The 23,765-nt window shown below is 64.2% G+C and carries 22 protein-coding genes; 6 read left to right on the top strand and 16 right to left on the bottom strand.

Translation table 11 applies throughout. The features are described 5' to 3' along the window. Positions 1-24: 24 nt before the first annotated feature. The gene (locus ACP2YP_RS07535; protein WP_426423371.1) at positions 25-705 is read right to left on the bottom strand and encodes a helix-turn-helix domain-containing protein; all 681 of its coding nucleotides are present in this window, start codon (positions 703-705) and stop codon (positions 25-27) included. A gap of 439 nt (positions 706-1,144) precedes the next feature. Here ACP2YP_RS07535 and ACP2YP_RS07530 point away from each other — a divergent pair, with 439 nt between their 5' ends. Both ACP2YP_RS07530 and ACP2YP_RS07525 read left to right on the top strand, forming a co-directional pair. After that, positions 1,145-2,701, top strand: coding sequence for a glycosyltransferase 87 family protein (locus tag ACP2YP_RS07530; protein WP_426423370.1), 1,557 nt, complete (start codon positions 1,145-1,147; stop codon positions 2,699-2,701). 214 nt (positions 2,702-2,915) lie between these two features. Next, positions 2,916-3,662, top strand: a complete 747-nt coding sequence (locus tag ACP2YP_RS07525) for an SDR family oxidoreductase (protein ID WP_426423368.1) — start codon at positions 2,916-2,918, stop codon at positions 3,660-3,662. 213 nt (positions 3,663-3,875) lie between these two features. Here the strand turns inward: ACP2YP_RS07525 and ACP2YP_RS07520 are convergent, their stop codons facing one another. Then, positions 3,876-5,105, bottom strand: coding sequence for a glycosyltransferase family 87 protein (locus ACP2YP_RS07520; protein ID WP_426423366.1), 1,230 nt, complete (start codon positions 5,103-5,105; stop codon positions 3,876-3,878). A 170-nt stretch (positions 5,106-5,275) separates the two neighbouring features. Beyond that, complete coding sequence (locus tag ACP2YP_RS07515) at positions 5,276-5,440, bottom strand: Flp family type IVb pilin (protein ID WP_045002731.1); 165 nt, start codon at positions 5,438-5,440, stop codon at positions 5,276-5,278. Between the two features lie 292 nt (positions 5,441-5,732). On the opposite strand from ACP2YP_RS07515, the gene ACP2YP_RS07510 reads away from it, so the two are divergent. From ACP2YP_RS07510 to ACP2YP_RS07495, 4 genes are all read left to right on the top strand, one after another. Beyond that, positions 5,733-7,241 (top strand): hypothetical protein, encoded by a 1,509-nt coding sequence (locus tag ACP2YP_RS07510; RefSeq protein WP_426423365.1) that lies wholly within the window; start codon positions 5,733-5,735, stop codon positions 7,239-7,241. Positions 7,242-7,258: 17 nt separating this feature from the next. Next, entirely contained in the window at positions 7,259-9,064 is a 1,806-nt protein-coding gene (locus tag ACP2YP_RS07505) for a hypothetical protein (RefSeq protein WP_426423364.1), read from the top strand. 156 nt (positions 9,065-9,220) lie between these two features. Continuing rightward, the gene (locus ACP2YP_RS07500) at positions 9,221-9,430 is read left to right on the top strand and encodes a hypothetical protein (protein ID WP_426423362.1); all 210 of its coding nucleotides are present in this window, start codon (positions 9,221-9,223) and stop codon (positions 9,428-9,430) included. A 78-nt stretch (positions 9,431-9,508) separates the two neighbouring features. Further along, positions 9,509-9,868, top strand: a complete 360-nt coding sequence (locus tag ACP2YP_RS07495; RefSeq protein WP_426423361.1) for a hypothetical protein — start codon at positions 9,509-9,511, stop codon at positions 9,866-9,868. 79 nt (positions 9,869-9,947) lie between these two features. Here the strand turns inward: ACP2YP_RS07495 and ACP2YP_RS07490 are convergent, their stop codons facing one another. The 13 genes from ACP2YP_RS07490 to ACP2YP_RS07430 form a co-directional block, all read right to left on the bottom strand. Beyond that, positions 9,948-10,367 (bottom strand): DUF3052 domain-containing protein, encoded by a 420-nt coding sequence (locus ACP2YP_RS07490; RefSeq protein ID WP_426423359.1) that lies wholly within the window; start codon positions 10,365-10,367, stop codon positions 9,948-9,950. 12 nt (positions 10,368-10,379) lie between these two features. Continuing rightward, positions 10,380-12,302 carry an ATP-dependent zinc metalloprotease FtsH gene (gene ftsH / locus ACP2YP_RS07485; RefSeq protein WP_426423357.1) on the bottom strand — a complete coding sequence of 641 codons (1,923 nt, stop codon included), beginning with the start codon at positions 12,300-12,302 and terminating at the stop codon, positions 10,380-10,382. A 277-nt stretch (positions 12,303-12,579) separates the two neighbouring features. Further along, positions 12,580-13,680 carry a tRNA lysidine(34) synthetase TilS gene (gene tilS, locus ACP2YP_RS07480; protein WP_426423355.1) on the bottom strand — a complete coding sequence of 367 codons (1,101 nt, stop codon included), beginning with the start codon at positions 13,678-13,680 and terminating at the stop codon, positions 12,580-12,582. Between the two features lie 77 nt (positions 13,681-13,757). Beyond that, entirely contained in the window at positions 13,758-14,771 is a 1,014-nt protein-coding gene (gene ybgF / locus ACP2YP_RS07475; RefSeq protein ID WP_426423353.1) for a tol-pal system protein YbgF, read from the bottom strand. A 184-nt stretch (positions 14,772-14,955) separates the two neighbouring features. Continuing rightward, a complete protein-coding gene (gene pal, locus ACP2YP_RS07470) occupies positions 14,956-15,444 on the bottom strand; it encodes a peptidoglycan-associated lipoprotein Pal (protein ID WP_027532436.1) in 489 nt (162 codons plus the stop codon). Between the two features lie 256 nt (positions 15,445-15,700). Continuing rightward, complete coding sequence (locus ACP2YP_RS07465) at positions 15,701-16,429, bottom strand: N-acyl amino acid synthase FeeM domain-containing protein (protein ID WP_426423351.1); 729 nt, start codon at positions 16,427-16,429, stop codon at positions 15,701-15,703. A gap of 167 nt (positions 16,430-16,596) precedes the next feature. Then, the gene (locus ACP2YP_RS07460; RefSeq protein ID WP_426423349.1) at positions 16,597-18,933 is read right to left on the bottom strand and encodes a putative bifunctional diguanylate cyclase/phosphodiesterase; all 2,337 of its coding nucleotides are present in this window, start codon (positions 18,931-18,933) and stop codon (positions 16,597-16,599) included. Positions 18,934-19,181: 248 nt separating this feature from the next. Next, complete coding sequence (gene tolB / locus ACP2YP_RS07455) at positions 19,182-20,534, bottom strand: Tol-Pal system beta propeller repeat protein TolB (protein WP_426426069.1); 1,353 nt, start codon at positions 20,532-20,534, stop codon at positions 19,182-19,184. Between the two features lie 41 nt (positions 20,535-20,575). Continuing rightward, entirely contained in the window at positions 20,576-21,547 is a 972-nt protein-coding gene (locus ACP2YP_RS07450) for a protein TolA (protein ID WP_426423347.1), read from the bottom strand. Positions 21,548-21,551: 4 nt separating this feature from the next. After that, a complete protein-coding gene (tolR, locus tag ACP2YP_RS07445) occupies positions 21,552-22,004 on the bottom strand; it encodes a protein TolR (RefSeq protein ID WP_426409166.1) in 453 nt (150 codons plus the stop codon). Positions 22,005-22,047: 43 nt separating this feature from the next. Continuing rightward, positions 22,048-22,764 (bottom strand): protein TolQ, encoded by a 717-nt coding sequence (tolQ, locus tag ACP2YP_RS07440; RefSeq protein ID WP_354140477.1) that lies wholly within the window; start codon positions 22,762-22,764, stop codon positions 22,048-22,050. Between the two features lie 439 nt (positions 22,765-23,203). Further along, positions 23,204-23,506: a type II toxin-antitoxin system RelE/ParE family toxin gene (locus ACP2YP_RS07435; protein WP_426423345.1), complete on the bottom strand. Its 303-nt coding sequence runs from the start codon at positions 23,504-23,506 to the stop codon at positions 23,204-23,206. 1 nt (position 23,507) lies between these two features. Then, entirely contained in the window at positions 23,508-23,759 is a 252-nt protein-coding gene (locus ACP2YP_RS07430) for a type II toxin-antitoxin system ParD family antitoxin (RefSeq protein WP_426423343.1), read from the bottom strand. Between the last annotated feature and the right edge of the window lie 6 nt (positions 23,760-23,765).

Below are 23,765 nucleotides of genomic sequence, written 5' to 3'. Positions count from 1 at the left end.
GGGGCCCCCATTGCACCGGCGTTTTCAGGCCCCGACCAGCGCCTTGGTCGTCGGCAGTAGCGTCTGCTGCACCACGAGACCGCGGGCGCGGGCGTCCATGACGCCGACGGCGCGCAGCGCAAGCAGCGTCACGGTCTGCACTGCATCGCGCATCTTGACGGGGTCTTCCAGATTGTCGGGCGCGAGCGGCCCGACCAGCGCCTCATGCAGCGCGCCCAACAGCGCGGTCGCGGCCAACGCGGTGTCCTGCGCCGGCAGATGACCGGCACGCACCGCGGCATCGATCCGCGCGGCGATCTCGCCCGCAATCTCGCGGCGACTGGCAAGCCGTGAGGCGCTGACATCGACATCGACAGGCTCGGCCAAAATGCCCCAGGCCAGCCGGCGCTGCGACAGCGTATGGACGGCCACCGTGGTCACGGCCGCCGCCAGCGCGGAGGACGGGCCGGGCGCGGCATCGGCCGCGCGCCGGATCGCCGCGAGCTCATCGCGCGAAACCTCTGAGATCAATTCGGAGATCAGCTCGGCCTTGGAGGGGAAGTAGCGATAGACGGTGCCAGCCGCCACATTGGCCCTGATAGCAACCGGCGCGATCTGCACCGCCGCCATGCCGCCTTCGGCTGCGGCTTCCCTTGCCGCCGCCAGGATGGCGCTGCGCCGAGCCGCAAGGCGCTTCACCACTTGATGCGTTCGCCGATAAACCATGGCGCGCTTCCTGTCCCACACGCCTGCCGCACGCCCGCGGCCGAACGCTTCGTCACTGCAGTAGATGCAAATCGCCCCGCAAGGACTGAACAACTATTCAGGGGGGATGACAAGAAGCAAATGCGTGATGGATCGCTCGCGCCACGCCGAGGTCGACAATGGAATGCTGCCCGCAAGGGACGCGCCAACCCTAGGCGTCAGGCAACCGGTTCCTGCATTGATTCATGCAACCTTAACTGGCTGGTCATAGTCCTACAGGGATCAACCGGAATTCGGCAATGCGCCCCCCAAGCGTACTTTCCCCGTCGCATCCCGTTTTCGAAAAAGGGCTGCGACCATCAGACGTGGCGGCTTGATGCTGCAGCGCACGACAACCACTGCTGAGTTGCCCGACGCCATTTCTACGCCCGTTGCCGGAAGCCTGCGGCGACCATGGAGGATGGACCTGCGCGGAAAAGCGCTTGCGCCCATCGCCATTGTCATCTGCTCGATGCTGGCGGGCGCGCTCTACACCTTCGCGATGGGCGAGGACGTCAACTGGGATTGGCAGAACTACCACGAATACAATGTCTGGGCCGTGCTCAACGGCCGCTATGGCGTCGATGCGGTCCCACCGGGCTTTCAAACCTACTTCAATCCGATCGTCTATTTTCCCGTCTATTACCTCCGGCACTATCTGCCGTCGCCGTATGGGCTGATGATCATCGGCGCAATTCACGGCCTCAACCTCGCGCTCATGTGCCTGTTTGCACGCCTGGTCCTGCGCCAGGCCGCGACCTTCGCTGCGATCGCGGCGGCGGTCGCAATCGCGGCCTCGGGTCCGATGACGCTTTCGGAAGTGGGCACGAGCTTTTCCGACGTGCTGCTCGCCTTGCCCGTGATCGGCGGTTTCCTTCTGATCCTGGTTGCGGATCGCCAGCCCGCAGTCCGCTATCTGGTGGCCGGGCTCCTGATCGGCGCCGCGGTCGGGCTGAAGCTGACCAATGTCGTCTACGCGATCGGCGCAGCCGCCGCAGTGCTCGCCGCCGCGCGTCCGCTTCGGGCGACTGCCCTGCTTGGACTCGGCGGGATTGTCGGCGCGGCGCTCGCCGGTGGCGAATGGTGCCTGATCGCCTGGCGCGACACCGGCAATCCGATCTTCCCGCTGTTCAATGCCGTCTTTCAGTCAGGCGAGGTGGCGGCCGTCAATCTGATGGACGCACAGTTCATGCCTCACAGCGTCCTCGACGCACTGGCCTATCCGTTCTACTGGCTGGTGGGCGATCACAGAGGCGCGGAGCATCCGTTCCGCGACGCGCGCTTCGCGGTCGCGGCGGTCCTGCTCGTGCTCGGCCTGTTTGTGCGCATGAGGCGCGACCGCGCGATCCTCACACGGCGTGACGTGCAGCTGGTGGTGCTGTTTGCAGTCTCGTACCTCGCGTGGCTCGGCCTGTTCTCGATCCAGCGCTACGCGGTCGTTCTGGAATTGTTGTGCAGCCCGATCATCGTTCTGCTGCTCGCGCGCCTCGCCGCGAGCGCGGGGCCGACATTGCCGACGGCGTCCCCCGTTCCGATGAACGCGCTGATGTTGACGGTTGCAGCCGCGATCGCATTGTGGTCGCAGCCGGCGGACTGGTGGCATCGCCCCTGGTCCGACACCTACCGACCGAAGATCGCCGACGAGCTCGATCAGCCCGCGACCTACTTCATCCTCGGCAAGCCGCTCGCCTATATCGCGCCGCAGCTCCCCTCCCAGTCGCGCTTCTACCTGCTCGCCGATATCGGTGTGCCCATCGTCCCCGGCGGCATCTTCGACCAGCGCATCCGCGCCGGGTTGAAGGCTCCGCTACCCGGCGGTCTCCGCGAATTGCACATGCGCGGCGAACTGGACCGCAGCGCGCTGCTGGATCGCTACGCGCTTGCCATCGATCCCACCCGGCCCTGTGTCGCCATCGAGGGCGCCCGCCCCGGCACGATCCTCGAAAGCTGCCCGCTCATCGAACGGACGTCGCGTTAGAACGTGTAGTCACAAAGGCAATGTCGGCTGCCGATGGCCAAGCGGAAAACATCTGCTCGGGTGAGCTTTACCGGTTTTTGACCCTTTTCGGACTTCGCACGATGTCTCAGCGCGTTGAGCCGTATTGTTGAACCGGCAGCCCTTCGGATAAATAGGGTAATGTCGGCAGATTGCGCATACGGCTGCTGTCGTTTGGTGGAAAGGGAAATGCTACATGAAGGGGAAGCTATCGGGCAAGGTCGCTATTATTACGGGCGCTGGGCGCGGCATTGGGCGTGCCATTGCGCAAGCACTCGGTCGCCAAGGCGCGTCAGTCATCGTGAACTACGCCCGCAACCACACGGCTGCGAAGGAGACGGTAGCCGCCATCGAGGCTGAGGGAGGTCGCGCGCTGGCCGTGCAAGCGTTGCTGGATGGTGAGGCACCAGTGCGGGCGCTGTTCGACGCAACCCTCGCCGCATTCGGTCAAGTAGATATCCTGGTGAACAACGCAGCCGTTGCGCGTTTCGCGCCTATTAGCTCTGTGACAGAAGCTGAGTTCGACTCGACCTTTGCCGTGAATGTTAAGGCCGCGTTCTTTGCCATTCAGCAGGCCGCGTTGCGAATGGCCGACGGCGGACGGATTGTGAGTATTTCCGCGGCGATGACCGCAGTGGGTTACGAAAACACGGTGCTCTATGCCGGCACAAAAGGTGCGTTGGAGCAATTCGGCCAAGCGGCCGCAAAGGAATTGGGCAAGCGGGGCATCGTGGTCAATACCGTTTGTCCCGGGGCGACAGAAACCGAGCTTTACTTAGGCATCAGCACCGAAGCCGGGCGCGCGGCGGCTGCCCAGCGCTCCCCATTCGGTCGGATCGCTAAGCCAGATGACATCGCCGATGTGGTCGCCTTTCTTTGCGCACCTGAGGCGCGCTGGCTCTCTGGTGAGACGCTGCGAGCAAATGGCGCAGCATTATTCTAATAATGTTTCAGATTTCGGGAACGGCGAGGACACCTAACCCGTGTAGTCAGTTCCCGCAGCATTCTGCTTTTGGCCCCTAGCGGCGGTTGAGGGATGTGCGCTATTCCGCCGCTGTTAAGGGTGAAGCAGACATCGACGCGCTGACGGTGAGCGTTTATGAGTGCACGCCCTAGCGTCGCGCGCCGGAGCCTCATCGGAGTCCGATCGAACGTCTCAATTCGGTTGCGTGATTGCGAGCTGTATCGATGCAGCCTCGGCGGCCCGCCAGGCTGCGCAGCGGCCGAGGATCAGCCCGAAGACGATGAGGATCGCCGGGAAGCCCACCGGCTGCCCGAGAAACAGGAAGGTCGCAAGCAGCGCGAAGACGAGCGCCAGGGCCATCACCTCATGGCGCGCGAAACCCTCATCGAGCCCGGCGCGGATGAGAAAGGCCACCGCGATGCCCAGCACAACCAGATCATACATGAAGAGATAGGGCGTCGTGAGCAGCGTTGCCGCCGCGAGCATCGCCGCCTTCAGAGCGTGGGGCAGCCTGCTCCGCCACATCACGACCAGCAGAACGGCAATTGCTGCCGTCAACACCCACTGGAAGATCCATCCGAGCTGCTCGGTGCCGCCGACATAGCGCACCAGCGCGAAGATGCTCTGCATCTTGAACCAGGGCGCCCGTCCTTCGGTCAGGAAGGCCTGCGAGAACATCGGAATCCAGTGGAAGAAGGCCTGCCAGCTTTCGGTCCCGAATGCGAGCCAGGATGCCCCTGCCATCGTCACAGTGACGATGGCGGCGGTGAAAAGTACCGTCCATTCGGCGGCGGCGATCAGCACCAGCGGAAACAGCAATCCGTATTGGGGTTTGTAGCTGAGAAGGCCCAAGCAGATTCCAGCCAGCACCGGTCGCGCCGGCATCAGATAAAGCATACCGCCGATCAGAGAGGCCGTGAGGAAACCGTTCTGCCCGACCAGGATGTTGATGAAGGTGGCAGGAAATCCAATCGCAAGCACCAGGCCCGCGTTGCGCCCGATGATCGCGCGCATCACGGCGAGATAGGGCACCATGCTGAACGCGGCCCAGCCGATGAAAGCCACCGCATAGGGAAACTGCGCGAGGAGAGAGGCGACGAACAGGAAGGGCGGCGGATAATGCCAGGCGAAATGGCCGACAAAATCCTGCTTGAGCAGCGCAAGCTCGACCTGCTTCTGGATGTCCCAATCCCAGGCCTGCGCGGGATGGCCCTCGAGCGCCAGTTTTCCGGCCGCCCAGACATTGACGAAGTCCGTCGGGATGCCGCGTCCGTCCGCGCCAAAGATCCACACATGCGTGAGATAGGCCGCCGGAAAATACGCCAGCGTGACGATCGCCAGCACGAAGGAGATGTTGAGGAGCGTCGCAGGGAGTGCGCCGTGACGGCCAACAGCAGGCGGGGCGGACGAAGCTTCGGCCATACGGCTTCCTTTGACGCAATACGGTGACGCAGATGCGTTCAAGCCATACATCCGAGGGACTTGAAGGAGGCTTAAGCCCGATTGTCGAATGCCCCGCGCCGATGCTCCGACCCAACGCAAAAGAGCCCCGTCGATGACGGGGCTCTTCGCTATTCCGTTGATCGTCGAGCTTACTTGAGGCTGGACGAGATCGAGCCGAACTTGGCGTTCAGCGTGGTGCCGAGGTTGTTGACGACAGTGATGATCGCCAGCGCGATGCCGGCAGCGATCAGGCCGTATTCGATGGCGGTGGCGCCGGATTCGTCCTTCACGAAACGCGAAACGAGGTTCTTCATAGACTGCTCCAAAGGATACACGAGGCTTCAACTGATCTGGTCTATCCGGCTTCCCAGCGCCGCCCGACCACGGAGCCCAACGTAAGGGCAAAGACTTGCGCCGCAGTTAATTCGACTGCGTAAATCCGGAACCGTTTGCATGTATTCGCCGATGGTAAACCGAAATCTAAAACGATCAGTTAAATTGCCGGGACACGAGGCAAGATAGATCCGCCGATTTACTCGAAGTTATGACCGCCATGGTCAAATGCCGCCCGCTCGGCCAACTGGACCAAGAACAAGACGAGGCGGCATGTCGCTATCCTTCACCAACAGCATTACGCTGCAGAGCCGCGCACGAGCGCTGGTGCCGCTGTGTGTCGGCGCTGGCGCCTATCTCTTCTTCCTCCATATCGGCGACACGCTGCTTCAGGACTCCGACTCATTCTGGCAGATCAAGATCGGTCAGTGGATCCTCGATCACCACGCCTTGCCCTATAGCGACTTCTATTCCTTCACGCGCCCCGGCGAGCCCTGGATCTCGACGTCGTGGCTGTCGCAAGTCCTGTTCGCGGTCTCCTACACACAATGGGACTGGGCCGGGCCGGTGATCCTCACCGCGCTCGCGATCGCGGCGTCGGCCGCGATCTTCGTCTACCTCCTCGACGCGCATCTCGAAATTCCGCGCTCGGTGCTGTTCGCGATGCTGGCCGTGCTGTTGTCGCTGCACCACATCCTGACGCGGCCGCACATCCTGGCGCTGCCGGTGATGATCGCCTGGGTCGGCATCCTCATGAATGCGGCCGACCGCAAGGTCACGCCGTCCTGGGTCTGGCTGCCGCTGATGTCGCTGTGGGCCAACCTTCACGGCGGCTTCGTGCTCGGCCTCGCGCTGATCGGCCCGATGGCGCTTGAGGCGATCTGGACGCTCGAGTCCGGCAAGCAGATCCGGCTGCTCGCGCGCTGGTTCCTGTTCGGCGTCGCCGCGATGGCGGCTGCCTGCGTCACGCCCTATGGCTGGCGCACGCTGCTGGGCGCGACCAACATCCTCAATCTCGGCGAATTGCTGTCGGTCATCTCGGAATGGATGCCGGCGAATTTCGCCTCGTTCTCCGCGTTCGAAGCCGCAATCCTCGGTCTGATCGCGATCGGCCTGTTTCGCGGCCTGGCGCTGTCGCCGCCGCGCATCCTCCTGATCCTGCTCTTCACCTGGATGGGCCTCACCCATGTCAGGAGCATCGAGGCCTTTGCCTTCCTGGTGCCGCTGGTGCTGGCCAAGCCGCTCGGCGAGACATCCCCGCTGCCGCAAACTGACGCGCAAGATACTGAGCAAGCCACCGAGAGCTGGGCAGCGCGCTACGTCACCATCACCGGCGCGCTGATGATCGCGGTCGCGGCCTGGACCTCGACCTCGATCTACATGTCGCATCACCGCTTCACCTTCACGATGGACCAGACGCCGGTCGCCGCCGTCGACCTGCTCCGAGAGCGCAAGGTGCAGCGCATCTTCAACGGCTACCAGTTCGGCGGCTATCTGATCTCGCGTGACGTGCCGGTGTTCGTCGACGGCCGCGCCGAGCTCTATGGCGAGAAGTTCGTGATGGACTTCTTCAAGGCCACCGAGGGCAAGAAGCCCGAGCTGCTGCCGCGCCTGCTGGACGAATACAAGATCGACTCGACGCTGCTGGGAGCCGATACGCCGGGACCGCAAATCCTGGATCACCTCAAGGGCTGGAAGCGGCTTTATGCCGACGACATCGCCGTAATCCATGTGCGGGACGGCGAGCCGGGCACGGGCGACGCGCCCATGCCCGCGCAATGAAACTGAGACGCCGGACAATGCCGCCGCTCGCCCCCCCGACCGTGCAACGATCGACCGCGGAGCCAAAGCCTGCGATCGTGCTCGCGATGGCCTGGGCGATCATCGTGGTGGCGCTCGGACTTCCCGCGATCAAGACCGGCCTGTTCGACACGCTATCGACTGATGACGCCATGCGTCTGGTCGAAGTGCGCGATCTTCTGGCCGGCCAGGGCTGGTTCGACCTGACCCAATACCGGCTCGACCCGCCCGGAATTGCCATGCACTGGTCCCGCATCGTCGATGCGCCCCTGGCCATGCTGATCCTCCTGTTCCGCCCGCTGCTCGGCCAGCACTATGCCGAAGCGCTCACGCTGGTGCTGTGGCCATCGCTGTTGATGGGCGCAGCGCTATGGCTCGCAGCGACGATCGCAAGTGAGGCAAGCGCCCCGGCAGACAGAACGTGGACACGGCTTGCGACGATCCTGGTCACGGCGCTGTCGATCCCTGCCCTGATCCACTTCCGCGCCGGCGCGATCGACCATCACAATCTACAGATCGTGCTGCTGCTCGGCTTCGTGCTCTGCGTCGCCGACCTGGAATACCGTGCGGCCAAGGCGGCCGTGGCGGGATTCCTCGCTGCGCTTTCGCTGTCGGTCGGATTGGAAATGCTGCCCGCCATCGCCATGGCGAGCGCGGCTGTCGTGGGACTGCTGGTGTGGAAAGGCACTGGAGTTCTGCGCCCGGCCTGCGCCTTCGGCGCGGGCCTTGCCGGGTCGTCGCTGCTGCTGGCGCTGCTGCTGCTCCCGATGAACAGTCTCCTCACGCCGGTCTGCGATGCCTTTGGAGGGCCCATCCTGCTGTTGGGCGCGGGCGGCGGCATCGCGCTGCTCGGGGTTGCCGGCGTTAGCCGGCTGCGCGAGAGCTGGTGGACACGGGTGGCGGCGAGCACGCTCGCCGGTGCGCTCCTACTGTGCGCATTCTTCAAGTCATACCCGAGCTGCGTTGCGTCACCCTACGCGCAGGTCGATCCCCTGCTCGTCAGCTTCTGGCTTGGCCGCGTCGTCGAGACCATGCCGGTGACGGAACTGGCACAGATGCAGCCACAAAAACTGCTCGGTTATTATGCTTTTCCGTTGCTGACGCTCGGCCTGTGTGTTGCTGCCATGATCGGCTGCACGCCGCAAACGCGCTTTCGCTGGATCGTCTCGACCGTCGCGCTCGCAGCGCTGTTCGGCGAGAGCCTGTGGGAATTGCGCGGCGCTGCTGCCGCCAACATCGTTGCCGCCTCGCTATGCGCCGCCGGAATTGTCAGGCTTCGCACGAATGTCATGGCTGGTTGGCGGCTGGTACGTGTAGCACTGCTGGTGTCGCCTGCCACACTTGGCGGCATCGGCCTTGCGGTCTGGCCGGCGCTCGCCGCCGGCACGGGCGGACAAAAGATCGCGATGCCCGATCCCGTCGCTTCCTGCCAGACCATCTCCAGCGCCGCGCCGCTCGCCGGCCTGCCGCGCGGGCGGGTGATGGCGCCGATCGATTCGGGTCCTGCGATCCTGGCCGCGACGGGACATTCCGTCTTCGCTGGTCCCTACCACCGCAACAATGACGGCAACCTCGTCTTGGTGCGTACAATGACGGAAACACCGGACGCCGCGCGCGACATGCTCCGCGCTCGGCAGGCCGACTACATCCTGACGTGCAACGGCTCCTTCGATCAGGAGGATCTCGTTCGCATCGCCCCGGAGGGCCTCGCCGCGCGTCTCGGCCGCGGCGAAGCTCCAGACTATCTGGAGCCAGTGCAGGCCGTGTCGAAACCCGGTTGGATGGTCTGGCGCCTGCGCAAGTAAGAGATCGCAAACCACAGCTTCAATCGCCGGTACGGGCCTGTCGTGCTCACCACGGCGCAAGGCTGCTCTCACGCCGGACCCTTTTGCATATTTTTCCCGATTTTGGAACGCGAACGGGTTCTGCTGGTTAGGGAGCGTACGCAGAAGGAGAAAGTCGTGAAGGTTGCCATCGTCTTGCTGTCGACGGTCGCTCTGGCTGCACCCGCGGCTCTTGCCCAGAGCAGCACGTCGACCAAAACACCCGGTGTGGCGGATGACGGTGCGGTCATCCAAGTCCGGGGCGGGCGTGGCCATGGATGGCATGGCAATCGTGGGCATCACTACGGATGGTATCTGGGCCGCGGCAACTGGAAGCACCGGCACTGAGCGCGTGCCGTCAAGCGAGCCTTTGCTCGGCGACGCCGTTGAGAGACGACTTGCGCAGATTGATCCGCCTCCGGCATCATGGAGGCGGAGGCTCGCTTTTCCGTGTCATTGAAAAATCCGGACGCTATCGCTGCCATCGTGTCAGCGCTTCGCCACGTCTATGGAGACGAAGTCGCGCGAATGATGCTGGTCGAAGGCATGAGCCTGGCCAGCTTGATCGATGCGATGTTTTCCGCGCCACTGACGCACCGTGAGGCCGTCCGGGCGATTACCGACGGACTGGACGACTTTGTCATTACGCCGGACCTGGGCCGCGTGTGGCACCTCAAATATATCTACGGAGACCAGCCTGGCTCCCTGCATGTCGTGGACATGGAGATAACTACTCCGGACGGCACGCTGGCGAGCAAGGACGCCTGGCTTCGTTTATCCTCCTGAATGCGGAGCCCGCACCAGCCATCAATGCCCCGTCTGCAACTCACCAAAGCGACCTACGAAAGCGGTGCTGCGGCCGGAGTTATTTCGCGAGCTTCGCGCGGTCCTTGACGGGGATCACGAGCTTCAGGCCGGACCAGACGCCGTCGACGGCGCAGATCTTGATATCGACGAGGCCGTTGGCGAGCGCAGTCTCGCGCACCAATGCTTCGGTGACGTCAGTCGCGACGCCGGACGCTTTCCTCGGCCAGGACGCCCAGATCATCCCATCCGGCGCGATCGCCTTGCGGTAGCTGCGCAGCTTCGCTGCGAGGCCTTTGGCCTCGGCCGCGAAGAGATGCACCATGTCGAGCGGCGGCTTGGCGGTCTTCGCGATCGTCACATCGTCGGGCAATTCACCGACGATATCGCGATAGGGCGCCGCAAGACCGTCCACGAAAATACAAAAGCCCGGCTTGATGCCGAGCTTTTGCACAATCGGTCTGCCGGAAGTGCCGGCCATGAGACGCGGGCGTTACGCCTGCGGCTGCGGCTCCAGGCCGGGATCCGGATCGGGCCGCGGGCGCGGCTTGCCGGCCGGAGGCACGGCGGAGGCGCGCGGCGTGGTCGGCTCGAGCACGGACTCGCGGTTGGGCTTCTTGCCCTTGAGCAGGTCGATGATCTCGTCGCCGGACAGCGTCTCGAACTCGAGCAGGCCTTTTGCCAAGGCTTCGAGGTCGGCGTGCTTCTCGGTGAGGATGCGGGTCGCTTCCTTGTAGCCTTCCTCGACCAGACGCCGGATCTCGGAGTCGATCTTCTGGACGGTCGCTTCAGAGGCGTTCTGCGTCCGCGACACCGACATGCCGAGGAAGACCTCGTCCTGGTTCTCGCCGTAAGAGACGGTGCCGAGCTCTTCGGACAGGCCCCAGCGCGTCACCATCATGCGGGCAAGGCGGGTGGCCTGCTCGATGTCGGAGGCCGCACCGGACGTCACCTTCTCGCGTCCGAAGATCAGCTCTTCGGCGACGCGGCCGCCCATCATGATGGCGAGGCGCGAGGTCATCTGCTCCAGCGACATCGACAGCTTGTCGCGCTCGGGGAGCTGCATGACCATGCCGAGTGCACGGCCGCGCGGGATGATGGTCGCCTTGTGGATCGGATCGGTCGCGGGCACGTTGAGGCCGACGATGGCGTGGCCGCCCTCATGATAGGCCGTCAAGAGCTTCTCTTCCTCGGTCATGACGAGCGACTTGCGCTCGGCGCCCATCATCACCTTGTCCTTGGCTTCCTCGAACTCGGCCTGGGTCACCATGCGCTTGTTGCGGCGCGCAGCGGTCAAGGCGGCTTCGTTGACGAGGTTCATCAGGTCGGCGCCGGAGAAGCCCGGGGTGCCGCGCGCGATGGTCTTGAGGTTGATATCCGGCGCCAAGGGCACCTTGCGGACGTGGACCTTGAGGATCTGCTCGCGGCCGACGACGTCGGGATTCGGCACCACGACCTGGCGGTCGAAGCGGCCCGGACGCAGCAGCGCGGGATCGAGCACGTCGGGACGGTTGGTCGCGGCGATCAGGATCACGCCCTCGTTCGCCTCGAAGCCGTCCATCTCGACCAGCAGCTGGTTCAGCGTCTGCTCGCGCTCGTCATTGCCGCCGCCGAGACCGGCGCCACGGTGACGACCGACCGCGTCGATTTCGTCGATGAAGATGATGCAGGGCGCGTTCTTCTTGGCCTGCTCGAACATGTCGCGGACGCGGCTGGCGCCGACGCCGACGAACATTTCGACGAAGTCCGAACCGGAGATGGTGAAGAACGGCACGTTGGCTTCGCCCGCGACCGCACGCGCGATCAGGGTCTTACCGGTGCCGGGAGGGCCGACCAGCAGCACGCCACGCGGAATTCGGCCGCCTAGGCGCTGGAATTTGCCGGGGTCGCGCAGGAATTCGACGATCTCCTGCAGATCCTGCTTGGCTTCGTCCACGCCGGCAACGTCCTCGAAGGTGACGCGGCCATGGGCCTCCGTCAGCATCTTCGCGCGCGACTTGCCAAAACCCATCGCCTTGCCGGCGCCGCCCTGCATCTGCCGCGACAGGAAGATCCAGACGCCGATCAGCGCAATGAACGGCAGCCAGGAAACCAGCAGCGAGACGAACCACGGCACGTTGTCGCCGGGCGGCTTCGCGGTGATCTGCACCTTGCTGTCGTACAGGCGCTTCACCAGCGTCGGGTCGCTCGGCGCATAGGTCTGGAAGCTGGAGCCGTTGGTGAAGGTGCCGTGGATATCAGGCCCCTGGATCACGACGTCGCGGACACGGCCCTGGTCAACTTCGCTCAGCAGCTGCGAGAAGGCGATGTCCTGCGAGGAGGCCCGCTGACCCGGATTCTGGAAGAGCGTGAACAACGCCAAGAGCAGCAAAACAATGATGACCCAGAGGGCGAAATTGCGCAGATTGGCGTTCATCGATCTTCCTTCGTGGTCGCGCGGATCGCGGCCTCATCCTTGGGCACACTAGAGAAAATCCCCAAGGAATCCTCTCGGTTAGACGCATACAATTTAGGTGCCGCCCCGGTCGCTGCCAAGGGAACGAGATGGGACTATTTATCCCATCTTAGAGCGATTCCCGCTCAAATAATGGCATCGAAGCCGGGGTTTTTCCTGCCTGGTTAAGGTGTCCTGACGGCGGGCGGTCGAAACGGCCGGTGTCATGATCCGCCCTCATCCGCCCTTCAAGCCCCCTTCACGTCTGCTTCACGTCCCTTGGGGACCGCCGGGCCGGTGCGGGCGCGATGTGGATACGCCCCCCGGCAAGGCTGATCAAGGCTCCCGCCAGGGTCTGCTTCAGGATGGCACGGCCATTTGCGGGGGCGCGGGAGCGAGCCGCCATGCCCTTATTGCGAATGTCCTGATCGAGCATGGCCCGATCGAGCGCGGCCAGCAGGGCCTCGACCTTGCCGAGTTCCGCCGGCCCCTCGTGCCCGAGCGCGTCGATCGCCCGCAGCAAGAGCCGCAGCCGGACTTCTTCCGGCAGGGCGACAAAGGCCGCGGCCTCGAAACTCCGAACGCCCGGCTGCGGCGCATCGCCGCGATCGCGCAAACGGAGGAAGCGCTCGGCGCCGTCGGTCAGCACCTCGACCGCCGCATTGGCCCGGGCGAGCCGCGCCGAAAGCCGGACCAAGGTGCGGGCATCGCCGCCCTCGGCTGCGAGCTGCGGCAGCAGCGCCCGCAACCGTGGCCGCGTGAAGGCCGCGTCGCGGTTGGTGGGATCATCGGCGAAACTAACCTTGGCCCGCTTCAGGGTCGCGATGAGCTGCGATTTCGGCACGTCGAGCAGCGGGCGCGCCAGCACGAGGCCGTCGCGCGTGGTGAGGCGCGCCATCGCCGACAGCCCGGCAATGCCGCTGCCGCGGAGCAGCCGCATCAACAGGGTCTCGGCCTGGTCGTCGCGGGTGTGGGCGGTCAGCACATGGCTCGCGCCGGCTGAGCGCGCCGCCTGCGCGAGCAGGTGGTAGCGGGCTTCGCGTGCCGCGGCCGGCAATCCTGTCGCCGGCTTTGGACCGCGCCAGCGCAGGGTCCGGTGCGTCAGTCCGAGCTCCACGGCGAGCCGTTTGACCTCACGCGCCTCGCGCGCCGCCTCCGGTCGCAGGCCGTGATCGACGGTGACGGCGGTGAGCTCCGGGCCGCGCGCGAGGCTGCGCCGCCAGCGCGCCGCGAGCCACATCAGCGCGACCGAGTCGGGCCCGCCGGAGACCGCGAGCACCAGCGCCGGCGCGCTCTTGAGCTCGGCGAAGAGCTGCTTCGCCGCGCGTGCGGAGATCGGAGAATTGTCGTCGTCTGACATGACGCGGCCCAGCTATCGCCAGTGAATGGCGGGCGCAATTCTAGCGCAGCGCCGTCCGCGTTGTCAGCGAGCGCAGGTCAGCACTTCACCCGCTTCTGCTCGCGGTCGACGGCGGCTTTGACGCCGGCCGAGGCGCGCGGATATTTGCGGCCGACCTCGCCGAAGGCAGCGCAGGCGGCTTCCTTCTCCTTCAGCGCGGCGAGCGACTGGCCGAGCCGCAGCAGCGCATCCGGCGCCTTGGCGGATTTGTCGTACTTGGTGGTGACGGCGAGGAAGGCCTCTGCCGAGTCGCGATATTGCTGGCGCTGGAAATAGCTTTCGCCGAGCCAGTATTGCGCGTCGCCAAGCAGCGGGTCGCTCGGATATTTCGCCGCAAAATTCTTCATGGTCTGCTCGGCGAGCGCATAGTCCTTGCGCTGCATATAGCCGATGCCGAGATCGAACTCGTCGCGCGGCGTCGCCGAGGGCGGCAGGGTCGCGAGAGCCGGACCGCCAGCCGGCGCGGGATAGCCCTGCTGGGCGGGCGGATAGCCCGGCTGGGCTGGCGCGGTCGCCTGCGGATAGCGGCCGCCATTGTTGGAGAGATCGAGCGGCGCTCCCGCCGGCATCGGCTGCTGGCCGCCACCGAGCGCGCGCGGTGAGCCCGGCGCATTCGGACTCTGGCTCGGGTCGAACGCATCACCGCGGCGGCGCGTGCCGGGGGCGCCAGGACCCGGCTGCTCCTGAACGATCGGCGCGGGAGCCGCGATCTGCGGCTGCTCGTAATTCGGCTGCGCGGGCTGTTGCTGCGGCTGCTGGCGATAGCCAGGGGCGACCTGCGCGGGCGGCACGGCCGCGACGTTAGGCTGGGCCGGCACCTGTCCGGGCGCACCTTGCGCACCGCCCTCGAGCTGCCGGATGCGATCTTCGAGCTGGCGGTTACGATATTGCAGCTCTTCGTTCTGGCCGGTGAGCTGGCGCAGCTGGTTCTCCAGCCGCTCGATCCGCATCTCGGGGTCGCCGTCGTCCGACTGGGCGAAGGCGGGCGCGCACAAAGAGAGCAGCGCGGCGAACGCCACGGTGCCGTTAATTGCCTTGAATTTGGATGACATCTTGCCCTGACGACGAAAACAAAATTGGCGACGGAACATGCGACGCGCCACACTTTGAAAGGCAGTACGCCAAAAATGTGACTGGCACCACGGGGTTTCTGTCACAGTTCGCTGAAACGAAACCGGCGCCCGAGAGGGCGCCGGCATCATCGGTTTCTGAAGATGAACAGCGGCTGACTGAACGTCAGGAGCTTGCGTTCAGCACGGTCACAGCGCGACGGTTCTGCGACCAGCAGGAGATGTCGTTACAGACGGCGACCGGGCGCTCCTTGCCGTAGGAGATCGTGCGCATGCGGTTCGCATCGATGCCGCGCGAGGCGAGGAACGAGCGCACCGACTGGGCGCGGCGGGCGCCGAGCGCGATGTTGTATTCGCGGGTGCCGCGCTCGTCGGCGTGACCTTCGATGGTGAAGGAGTAGCGCGGATAGGTCTGCAGCCACTGCGCCTGCTTTTCGAGGGTCACGATCGCCTGCGGGGTCAGATCGGTCTGGTCGCTCTCGAAAAACACGCGGTCGCCGACGTTCACGACGAAGTCCTGCTGGCTGCCCGGCGTCGCCGCGCTCGCGTTCGCGTCCATACCCAAATTCTTGTTGGCGCAGGCGCCCATCGACAGGGCAATGGCAAGCACCGCGGCCAGCTTCAATCCCTGGAGGATACGCATAGGATATTTCATTCCGGAGCCTCCACGCTCACGTTCGTCCACTGCTGTCCGGTCTACAGGGGGTTGGTTAAGCGAACGTTCCGTCAACCTTGACGGAACCTTGCCTCAGCCGGTCAAATGCCCCCAACCAGCGAAAAGCACCCGCCATGGTTAATGGGTTGTAAATGTGGCGCGAGGGTGAAGGCAACCCGCCTTGGCCGACAAAAACGCCGGGTCTGCTGGAATTTTGGGCCGTTGCGGGACCTTGGCGGCAACCGGCGCTAGCCGATCAGGCCACGGTGGCGGCTGGAACGAGCACCGGCCGGGACACAGCCTGGGTCTGGCCGGCACGATCGAACAGCATCCTTCGCTCAAAGGCGCTCGAGCGCATGATCGGAAAGCGGGTCAAGACCCGCTCCCGAAGCTTGGCGAAATCGGAGGCCATCAGGACCACCTTCCTCGAATGCCAGCCCGGGAACGGACGCGGCTCCGTGAGGGTCTCATGCAGGAAGATCCGGCGATAAAACGCCTGATGATCCGTACGCACCATCGCAAGTCCGAGATCGGCGTTGAAATGATCGCAGGCCAGATAGGCCAGCCGCAGCGTCAGATAAGGAAGCTCGTGAAACCGCTGGCTCTTGTCCGGATCTGCAGCAAAGCGCGCGGGATCGACGAAAACCTCGCCTCGAGCCAGGCGAGAATTGAGAACATCGCCGAACAATTCAGTGGTGTAGGACATCCGCCATTCTGACGTCAGGACGTGAAGGCGCAGAGAACTGCAGAGTTCTCCGTCGAGATAGATTCCGAATATCCAGGCGTTGGGTGCATCGTCGTAAGTGTCGATGATCCGCTGGGACGCGTTCGGCGAGATCAGTCCGCCGTGCAGGTAGGCCCGGTAGCGCATCGCGTAGACCGCATCACGGTCCTCGGGGGTTTCGACGAGGCGATAGTCGAGCCGGTCGAACAACCCTGCCCCTCGAATTTCGAGCGGCGCGCGCGGCTCGGCTCCTGACTTCATCTGATACTCCCGCCACGCAGGCAACTTCCGCGAGTGTGGACGAGATTAATGACTCCTTAACCGGATTGCAAAGGATTCGAACCGTTAGGGTTAAGGATCACGGCCCGTAAATCCCCGGGGAAACACAGGGAAACATTGAGGAAATAGCGACCCCCGGGAGCGCGAAGCTAACCGAACGACCGCGAGGAGATCGCGACGATCTGAGCGTCCGCGATGCGGCGACCATGCGAGGCGTCGAGCAGTTGACGGATCCGGACGGCCGGAACGGGCCGGCTGAACAGGTAGCCCTGCCCTTCGGAGACGGTGCCGTCGGCGCTCACCAGCTCGAGCTGCTCGTTGGTCTCGATGCCCTCGACCACGACCGCCATGCCGAGGTCGGCCGACAGCCGCGCCACGCCGCGCAACAGCGTCAGCGGGCGGTCGGTGTCGATGCCCTCGAGGAAGGAGCGGTCGATCTTGACCTTCTGCATCGGGAAGTTGTGCAGATAGCTGAGGCTCGAATAGCCGGTGCCGAAATCGTCCAGCGAGATGCGCACGCCGAGCGCATGCAGCTGCGATAGGATATCGTGCGTGAGCTGGGTGTTGCGCAGCAGCGAGGATTCGGTGATCTCGATCTCGAGACGGTGCGCCGGCAGGCCCGACACTTCGAGCGCGTAGCGGATCTCGCTCAGCACGTCGCGCTGGTGGAATTGCTGCGGCGAGAAGTTGACGGCGACGCTAACGCTCTCCGGCCACTTCATGCATTCCATGCAGGCGCGGCGCAGGATCCAGCGGCCGAGATCGACGATCAGGCCCATGTCCTCGGCCACCGGGATGATGTCGACCGGCGAGACCGTGCCGCGCACCGGATGATTCCAGCGCAGCAGCGCTTCGCAGGTGGTGATCTTGCCGGACTTCAGATTGACCAGCGGCTGGTAGAACAGCTCGAACTCCTCGTTGGCAAGCGCCTTGCGCAGGTCGAGCTCGAGGATGCGGCGGGCCTCGACGGTGGCCGCCATCTCGTCGCGGAAGAAACAGAACGTGCCGCGGCCGTCGGCCTTGGCGCGGTAGAGCGCCATGTCGGCATTCTTGAGCAGCGTGTCGGCGCTGACGCCTTCCGGCGAGGTCAGCGCGATGCCGACGCTGGCGCCGATCTCGACCAGGTGATTGTCGATCCGGTAGCGCTCGCTCAGGCGCTCGACGATGCGGCGGGCAAGGCTCGCGGCATCCTCGGCCGCATTGATATTCTGCTGGAATACGACGAACTCATCGCCACCGAAGCGGGCGACGAAATCCTCGGGCCGCAACATCTCGCGCAGGCGGTTGGCCACCGCACAGAGGAGCTGGTCGCCGCAGGGATGGCCGAGCGTGTCGTTGACCTGCTTGAACTGGTCGAGGTCCACGAACAGCAGCGCGGAGAGCCGGTCGGAATGACGCGAGGCCGCTAGCAGGGATTCGATCTCGTTGCGGAAATGGACGCGGTTGGGGAGCGCCGTCAATTCGTCGTAACGGGCAAGATGGGTGATCTTGGCCTCGGCATTGCGCCGCTCGGTCACGTCCTCGAGCAGCAGCACTGCGCCGCCGTCGGCCATCGGCTGGACCGTCCAGGACAATGACCGGTTTCTCTGCGCGTCGGGATCGACGGTCACGATCTCGTTCGCATGCGAATTCTCGATCTCGGTGACGATCATCTCGCCGCTCCCGGCCGAGATCGAGCCGGAGCTGACGCACGCGGCCAGGATTTCACGCGCACTGACGCCGTTCCGGGCGAGATCGTTGGGGAGGTCCAGCATCTCGCTGAACCGGTGATTCATCACCGCGAGCTGCCTGTCGACGCGGAACATGCATAGACCGTGCGGCATGTTGTTCAAGGCAGTATCGAACTGGCCGGCGAGCGCGGCTTCGCGCTCACGAGCCACGACCGCGCGCATGAATATTCTGTGCAGATTGGCCGAGAGCTGCATGATCGCCAGCAGGAATGCGGCGCTCACGAGGGCCATGGCGATGTAGTAGGGCGTGCCGTGCGATGCCAGCGCGATGACGGCGGGACCGAACATGAGGCCGGCCTGCAGATGGTATATCGATGGCCGCCCGTAGGCCCGTCCGGCGCCTCCCCCGACGATCCCTGTGGTGATGGAGAGGGCGATCATGTGGACGACGGCGTCGTCAGTGCTCACCAAAGCGAGCGCGCACCATGTTCCAATTGCAGCGGCCTGGATCAGCGCGCCGATCAGATAGCGCCTTTGCCAGACCACAGCTTCTTCGGCGGTCAGACTGGCTTTGCGCGGCAGGAAGCGCCGCAGATCGAACAACCGGAGAGCTCCGGCCAGGATGATCAGCGCCACCGTTGCCCAGGTCAGAGTTTGTCCGGTCCTCAGCGCCGTGATGGCGGCCCCGATGGCCACGAAGACGATACCCGCAAGCAGCGGACCGGGCGCTTCGAACAGGGAATCATTCAGCGCTGCCGACACCGGGGGTGCGGTCTGTCCTCGATCGGATTTACCGGTCTGGCTAGCGAACTGCATTTGGGTTTTGTACGCGCGTCCTGTTTGACGCGTACTTTTACCCAGACCAGATGAAGCCTTTCTGAGGGAACATCGTTAAAGTCGAGTTGTTTTTCGGCAATAGCGAAACTGTTTCTGCTGAAACATCAAGCAACTAGGCAAGCTTTGCCGGGCACAAGGTGAAGGAAAGCTTGCCGCGCATGCAAAAACCCGAAAAATCGGCGCTTTTTTTTCGAAAAACATCGCGCGTTGCCGGACGCGCGCGCAGTCTACTGGCCTGCGGTCGCGGACAGCAGCGGCGACCACGCCGGATCGGAGGCGAAGCCCGGCGTCGGCACCTTCAGCTCGTTGCGGCCGGAAATGTCGACGGAGAACAGCGACGGTCCACTATTGCCGCCGGGATCGCGGAAGAACATCAGCACGCGGCCGTTCGGCGAGAAGGTCGGGCCCTCATTGTGATAGCCCGAGGTGAGGAGCCGCTCGCCGGAGCCGTCCGGCTTCATGACGCCGATCGAGAACTGCCCGCCGCCCTGCCTGGTGAAGGCGATGTAATCGCCGCGCGGCGACCACACCGGTGTCGAATAGGTGGCGTTGTTATCGTCCTTGGAGAAGGAGATGCGCTGCGCCTGTCCGCCGCCCGCCGCCATCACATAGATCTGCGACCTGCCGCCGCGATCTGACTCGAAGCAGATGCGGGTGCCGTCCGGCGAGTAAGACGGAGACGTGTCGATCGCCGGCGTGTCGGTGAGGCGCGTGGTCGAGCGCGAGCGCAAATCCATCACGAACAGGTTGGAATTGCCGCCCTGCTGCAGGCTCATGATCACGCGCTGGCCGTCCGGCGAGAAGCGCGGCGCAAAGGTCATACCGGGGAAATTGCCGACGATCTCGCGCTGACCGGTCTCGATGTTGAACAGATAGACCTTCGGATCGCCCTGCCCGAACTCCATATAGGTGATCTCTTGCGAGTTCGGCGAGAAGCGCGGCGTCAGCACGAGATCGGCGCCGCGGGTCAGATAGCGCACATTGGCGCCGTCCTGGTCCATCATCGCGAGCCGCTTGACGCGGCGCTCCTTCGGCCCGGACTCGTCGACGAACACGACTCGGCTGTCGAAATAGCCCTTTTCGCCGGTCATCTGCTCATAGATCTGGTCGGAGATGATGTGGGCGATCCGGCGCCAATATTCCGGCGAGGTGAAATATTGCTGGCCGGCGAGCTGCTGGCCGGTGACCACATCCCACAGGCGGAATTCGGCCTTGAGGCGGCCGTCCGGCTGCCGCGTCATGCGGCCGGTGACGAGCGCCTGCGCATTGAGGGTCTTCCAGTTCTGGAATTGCGGCGCGACGTCGATGTTGCTGATGCGCTCGATGAAGGCGGCCTGGTCGATCGGAGCGAACAGGCCCGAGCGCTTCAGATTGTTGGTGATGACCTGGGTGACGCCGTTGCTGACATCGCCGTCGGCAGGCGAGCCCGGCACGAAGTTGGTGATCGCGATCGGGATCGGACGGAATTCGGTGGGATCGATGCGGAGGCGCCCCTGCTGCGGCTGCTGGGCGAAGGCTTGACCGCCCCCGAGCAACGCGAGTGTCGATCCGGTCAGGGTCATGAAGCGGCGGCGGTTCATCGATCGAACGTCATTCATCGCAAAATTCTTTTGTTCGGATGTCACAACATGTCTTTTAGGCCGAAAGTCATCGGAATGAGCTTCCAGCTGTCGTATTGCTGCTTCGGCAGGAACGAATAGACCTGGCACTGCACGATGGCGCGCTTTGCGCTCTCCGCGACCGCCTGGGCGATCGGCCGCGACGGTCCTCGCACCGCGACGATGACGGGCTCGGACGCGAGCGATCCGTCGATCCTCATGGGAATGTCGATGTCGGCTTCGTACTGGTTGGCGTCCTGTCCGTTATAGGTGGGCGTGAAGCAGCGCTTGACCGCGCCCTGGAATGCACCTTGCCAGGTCGCGACATTGGTGGCGGCCGTCCCGGACGTCGAGCCCAACGCGGCGGACGCATTCAGCGCCGAGCCGGCGAGCTCGTACCGGGTCGCAGCACGCTTGTCGAGGTCGCGCTGAATCTGCGCGGGGTCGAAGCTGCGCTCCCTGGGCTTCGGCTGCTGCTGCGGCTGCACGGCCGCGACCTTTTGCTCCACCGGCTTGGGTGGCGGCTTCTTGGTCTCCAGCTTCTTCTGCAGCTCCGCGATCGGATCTTCCTTGGCCGGATCAGGCTTCTTCTCCTGCGGCTTCGGCTCTTGCTTTGGCTCTTCCTTGGGCTTGGTCTCCGCGACCGGCTTCGGCGGATCGGGCTTCTTCTCGACCGGCTTTTCGACAGGCTTCGGCGGCGGCTCCGGCGTCGAATTGGTCTTGATCAGCTCTTTCTTCTCGGTGACCTTGCCGACGGAATCTTCCTCCGGCTTGGCCTCGGCGATCTTCTCGACCTTGGGCTTCGGCTCTTCCTTCTTGCCGGTCTTCTGTCCGTTGGTGATCTGCGCGAGCTGGTCGGTTGAGATGATGTCGATCGGCAGCGACTCTTCCGGCGCGATGAAGGCCTTGCTGCTAAAGGTCAGCAACCCCCATCCAATCACGAGGACGTGGAGGGCAATCGACGCAACGAGTGTCTTGTCGACGTTCACCTTCACCGGCCTAGGACCCCTGATCCGCCTCGGTGACGAGCGCCAGCTTCTTGAAGCCCGCACCCGACAACAGGCCCATCACCCTCGCCACCGTGCCGTAATCCGCTTTCTTGTCGGCGCGCAGGTAGATGCGTTCCTCGAGCCCGCCACGCGCGTCCGTGATCGCCTTCAGCTTCGGGATCAGATCGGTCAGCGCCACCTCGGCGTCGTTGATGAACACCTTGCCCTTGATGTCGACCGACATCTGCAGCGGCTTCTGGTCGTTCTGGTCGAGGCTCTTGGCCTGGGTCTGCGGCAGGTCGAGCGGCACGCCCACGGTCAAAAGCGGCGCCGACACCATGAAAATGATGAGCAGCACCAGCATCACGTCGACCATCGGCGTGACGTTGATCTCGGCCATAACCGGCTTGCGCCGGCTGCGGCGCCCGCCGCCTCCGGACGAACTGGCTACATTCATGCCCATGATCTGGTGCCCAAATTGCCCTTCACACTATACATGCCGTCCGTCAGCCCCGCTCGTCGATCTGACGGGACAGAATGGCCGAAAATTCATCAGCGAAGCCCTCGAGCCGCTGGGCCTGCCGGTTCACCTCGGAAGTGAACTTATTGTAGAAAATAGTGGCAGGAATGGCGGCGATAAGGCCGACCGCGGTGGCAAACAGTGCTTCCGCGATGCCGGGCGCCACCACCGCCAGAGAGGTATTTTTCGACGCCGCGATCGACTGGAAGCTCGACATGATGCCCCAGACCGTGCCGAACAGGCCGACGAAGGGGCCGGCGGAGCCGACGGTCGCGAGCACGAGGAGCCGGCGTTCCAGCCGCTCGACCTCGCGCGAGATCGAGACGTTCATGACCTTGTCGATGCGCATCTGGAGGCCTGCGACCGAGCGGGCGTGGCTTTCGAAAGAACGCTTCCATTCGCGCATCGCCGCCACGAAACAGGCTGCCATGGAATGGGTCGGCTTGGCCGAGAGCGTGCGATAGAGCTCCTCGATCGACTCGCCGGACCAGAACGCCTGCTCGAAACGGTCCATCGAGCGGCGGGTGCGGGCGTAGAGGAAGATCTTGTCGATCGCGATGGCCCAGACCCAGACCGAGCAGGACAGCAGGCCCAGCATGACGCATTTCACGATCCAGTGAGCCTGCCAGAACAACGCGATCAGCGACACGTCGGCGGAGGCGGCAACCGGAAGGGCGGACTGAGCCACGTCGGCCGGATTCATCAGAAATATCCTCTCAAGGCGATCGTTACCTATGTCCCGGCCCGCAAATGGCGGCCGGTTCCCCAACAGCCGCGCTAGCACCGGCGCGGCCGGCAAGCCCGCTCAAAGCCTTGTCTTTCTGGGGTGCAGGGGCTTGTCCAAAGCCGCCGCCTGCATTCCCTGCCAAGATGTCAAAACTAAGGGCCTCGACGACAGCTCCGGGCGCGATTGACCATAATTACCAGAGCCCGGCGATGGTTAATGCCAGGTTACCGCGGGCAAATTTGCCTGCGGGAAAGCGAGGCCGCGCAGGGGGATGGGCGGCGGCGGGGTATGAGGCAGGATGTCGCGTGTTACCGGGTGGGAGGCTACCGGCTCGGAGCGAGATCAGCTCCCTTCGTCGCAAGGGGGACGTAGCCCATCTCAGCGACATTCGGGATTTCCGCTGACGGCCCCAGCATTATTCGTCGGCGAGGTCCACTTCGCCCAAGTCGCGCGCGGCATCAATGACCCGATTAACCTGCACCCCATCGGAGATGACCCGATAAAGCACCAGCCAACGGGCGACGACCAACACTCGCGCTTCAGGGGCGATTTCTGGCCGAGCCGGCCCGGATTGCGGAAACATAGACAGCTGGCCGAGTCGCGCCTCAATGCGGTCGATCCAGTAGTCGGCTGTCTCTGCCCCCTTGTCGGCGGCGATGTGGAACCAGATTTCCAGGAGGTCGCGTTCCGCGATCTTGGAAAGCCGAACCTCTCCCAACTTACTTGCCCGCTGTCTTCAGAAGCTCACGCCCCTTGGCTTTGATATTGGCGAAGTCGGCGGGGCCTGCGTCACCGCCGGCCTCGCCGTCGGCCCAAGCCCGACGCAGGAAAGCAAGGCGAGCTTCATCGGTCTGTTCCATGATCCGCAAAGCCTCGCGCACGACCTCGCTCGCCGAGGTGTAGCGGCCGCTCTCAACCTTTGCCTTGATGAACTCATGCAGTTCGTCGGTCAGCGAGACGTTCATGTTCATGGTCGG

It is taken from the genome of Bradyrhizobium genosp. A (assembly GCF_049949275.1).
Classification (GTDB): domain Bacteria; phylum Pseudomonadota; class Alphaproteobacteria; order Rhizobiales; family Xanthobacteraceae; genus Bradyrhizobium.
The sequence above is the reverse complement of the archived record's forward strand: the minus strand, read 5'-3'. Positions and strand labels throughout refer to the sequence as shown.

Coding starts and splice junctions, on each gene's coding strand:
- ACP2YP_RS07525 (WP_426423368.1), top strand. CDS start 2,916: ATGAAGGGGAAGCTATCGGGCAAGGTCGCTATTATTACGGGCGCTGGG.
- ACP2YP_RS07530 (WP_426423370.1), top strand. CDS start 1,145: ATGGACCTGCGCGGAAAAGCGCTTGCGCCCATCGCCATTGTCATCTGC.
- ybgF (WP_426423353.1), bottom strand. CDS start 14,771: ATGTCATCCAAATTCAAGGCAATTAACGGCACCGTGGCGTTCGCCGCG.
- ACP2YP_RS07430 (WP_426423343.1), bottom strand. CDS start 23,759: ATGAACATGAACGTCTCGCTGACCGACGAACTGCATGAGTTCATCAAG.
- ACP2YP_RS07465 (WP_426423351.1), bottom strand. CDS start 16,429: ATGAAGTCAGGAGCCGAGCCGCGCGCGCCGCTCGAAATTCGAGGGGCA.
- ACP2YP_RS07505 (WP_426423364.1), top strand. CDS start 7,259: ATGCCGCCGCTCGCCCCCCCGACCGTGCAACGATCGACCGCGGAGCCA.
- tolR (WP_426409166.1), bottom strand. CDS start 22,004: ATGGGCATGAATGTAGCCAGTTCGTCCGGAGGCGGCGGGCGCCGCAGC.
- ACP2YP_RS07460 (WP_426423349.1), bottom strand. CDS start 18,933: ATGCAGTTCGCTAGCCAGACCGGTAAATCCGATCGAGGACAGACCGCA.
- tolQ (WP_354140477.1), bottom strand. CDS start 22,764: ATGAATCCGGCCGACGTGGCTCAGTCCGCCCTTCCGGTTGCCGCCTCC.
- tolB (WP_426426069.1), bottom strand. CDS start 20,534: ATGAACCGCCGCCGCTTCATGACCCTGACCGGATCGACACTCGCGTTG.
- ACP2YP_RS07515 (WP_045002731.1), bottom strand. CDS start 5,440: ATGAAGAACCTCGTTTCGCGTTTCGTGAAGGACGAATCCGGCGCCACC.
- ftsH (WP_426423357.1), bottom strand. CDS start 12,302: ATGAACGCCAATCTGCGCAATTTCGCCCTCTGGGTCATCATTGTTTTG.
- ACP2YP_RS07495 (WP_426423361.1), top strand. CDS start 9,509: ATGGAGGCGGAGGCTCGCTTTTCCGTGTCATTGAAAAATCCGGACGCT.
- ACP2YP_RS07510 (WP_426423365.1), top strand. CDS start 5,733: ATGTCGCTATCCTTCACCAACAGCATTACGCTGCAGAGCCGCGCACGA.
- ACP2YP_RS07490 (WP_426423359.1), bottom strand. CDS start 10,367: ATGGCCGGCACTTCCGGCAGACCGATTGTGCAAAAGCTCGGCATCAAG.
- ACP2YP_RS07535 (WP_426423371.1), bottom strand. CDS start 705: ATGGTTTATCGGCGAACGCATCAAGTGGTGAAGCGCCTTGCGGCTCGG.
- ACP2YP_RS07520 (WP_426423366.1), bottom strand. CDS start 5,105: ATGGCCGAAGCTTCGTCCGCCCCGCCTGCTGTTGGCCGTCACGGCGCA.
- pal (WP_027532436.1), bottom strand. CDS start 15,444: ATGAAATATCCTATGCGTATCCTCCAGGGATTGAAGCTGGCCGCGGTG.
- tilS (WP_426423355.1), bottom strand. CDS start 13,680: ATGTCAGACGACGACAATTCTCCGATCTCCGCACGCGCGGCGAAGCAG.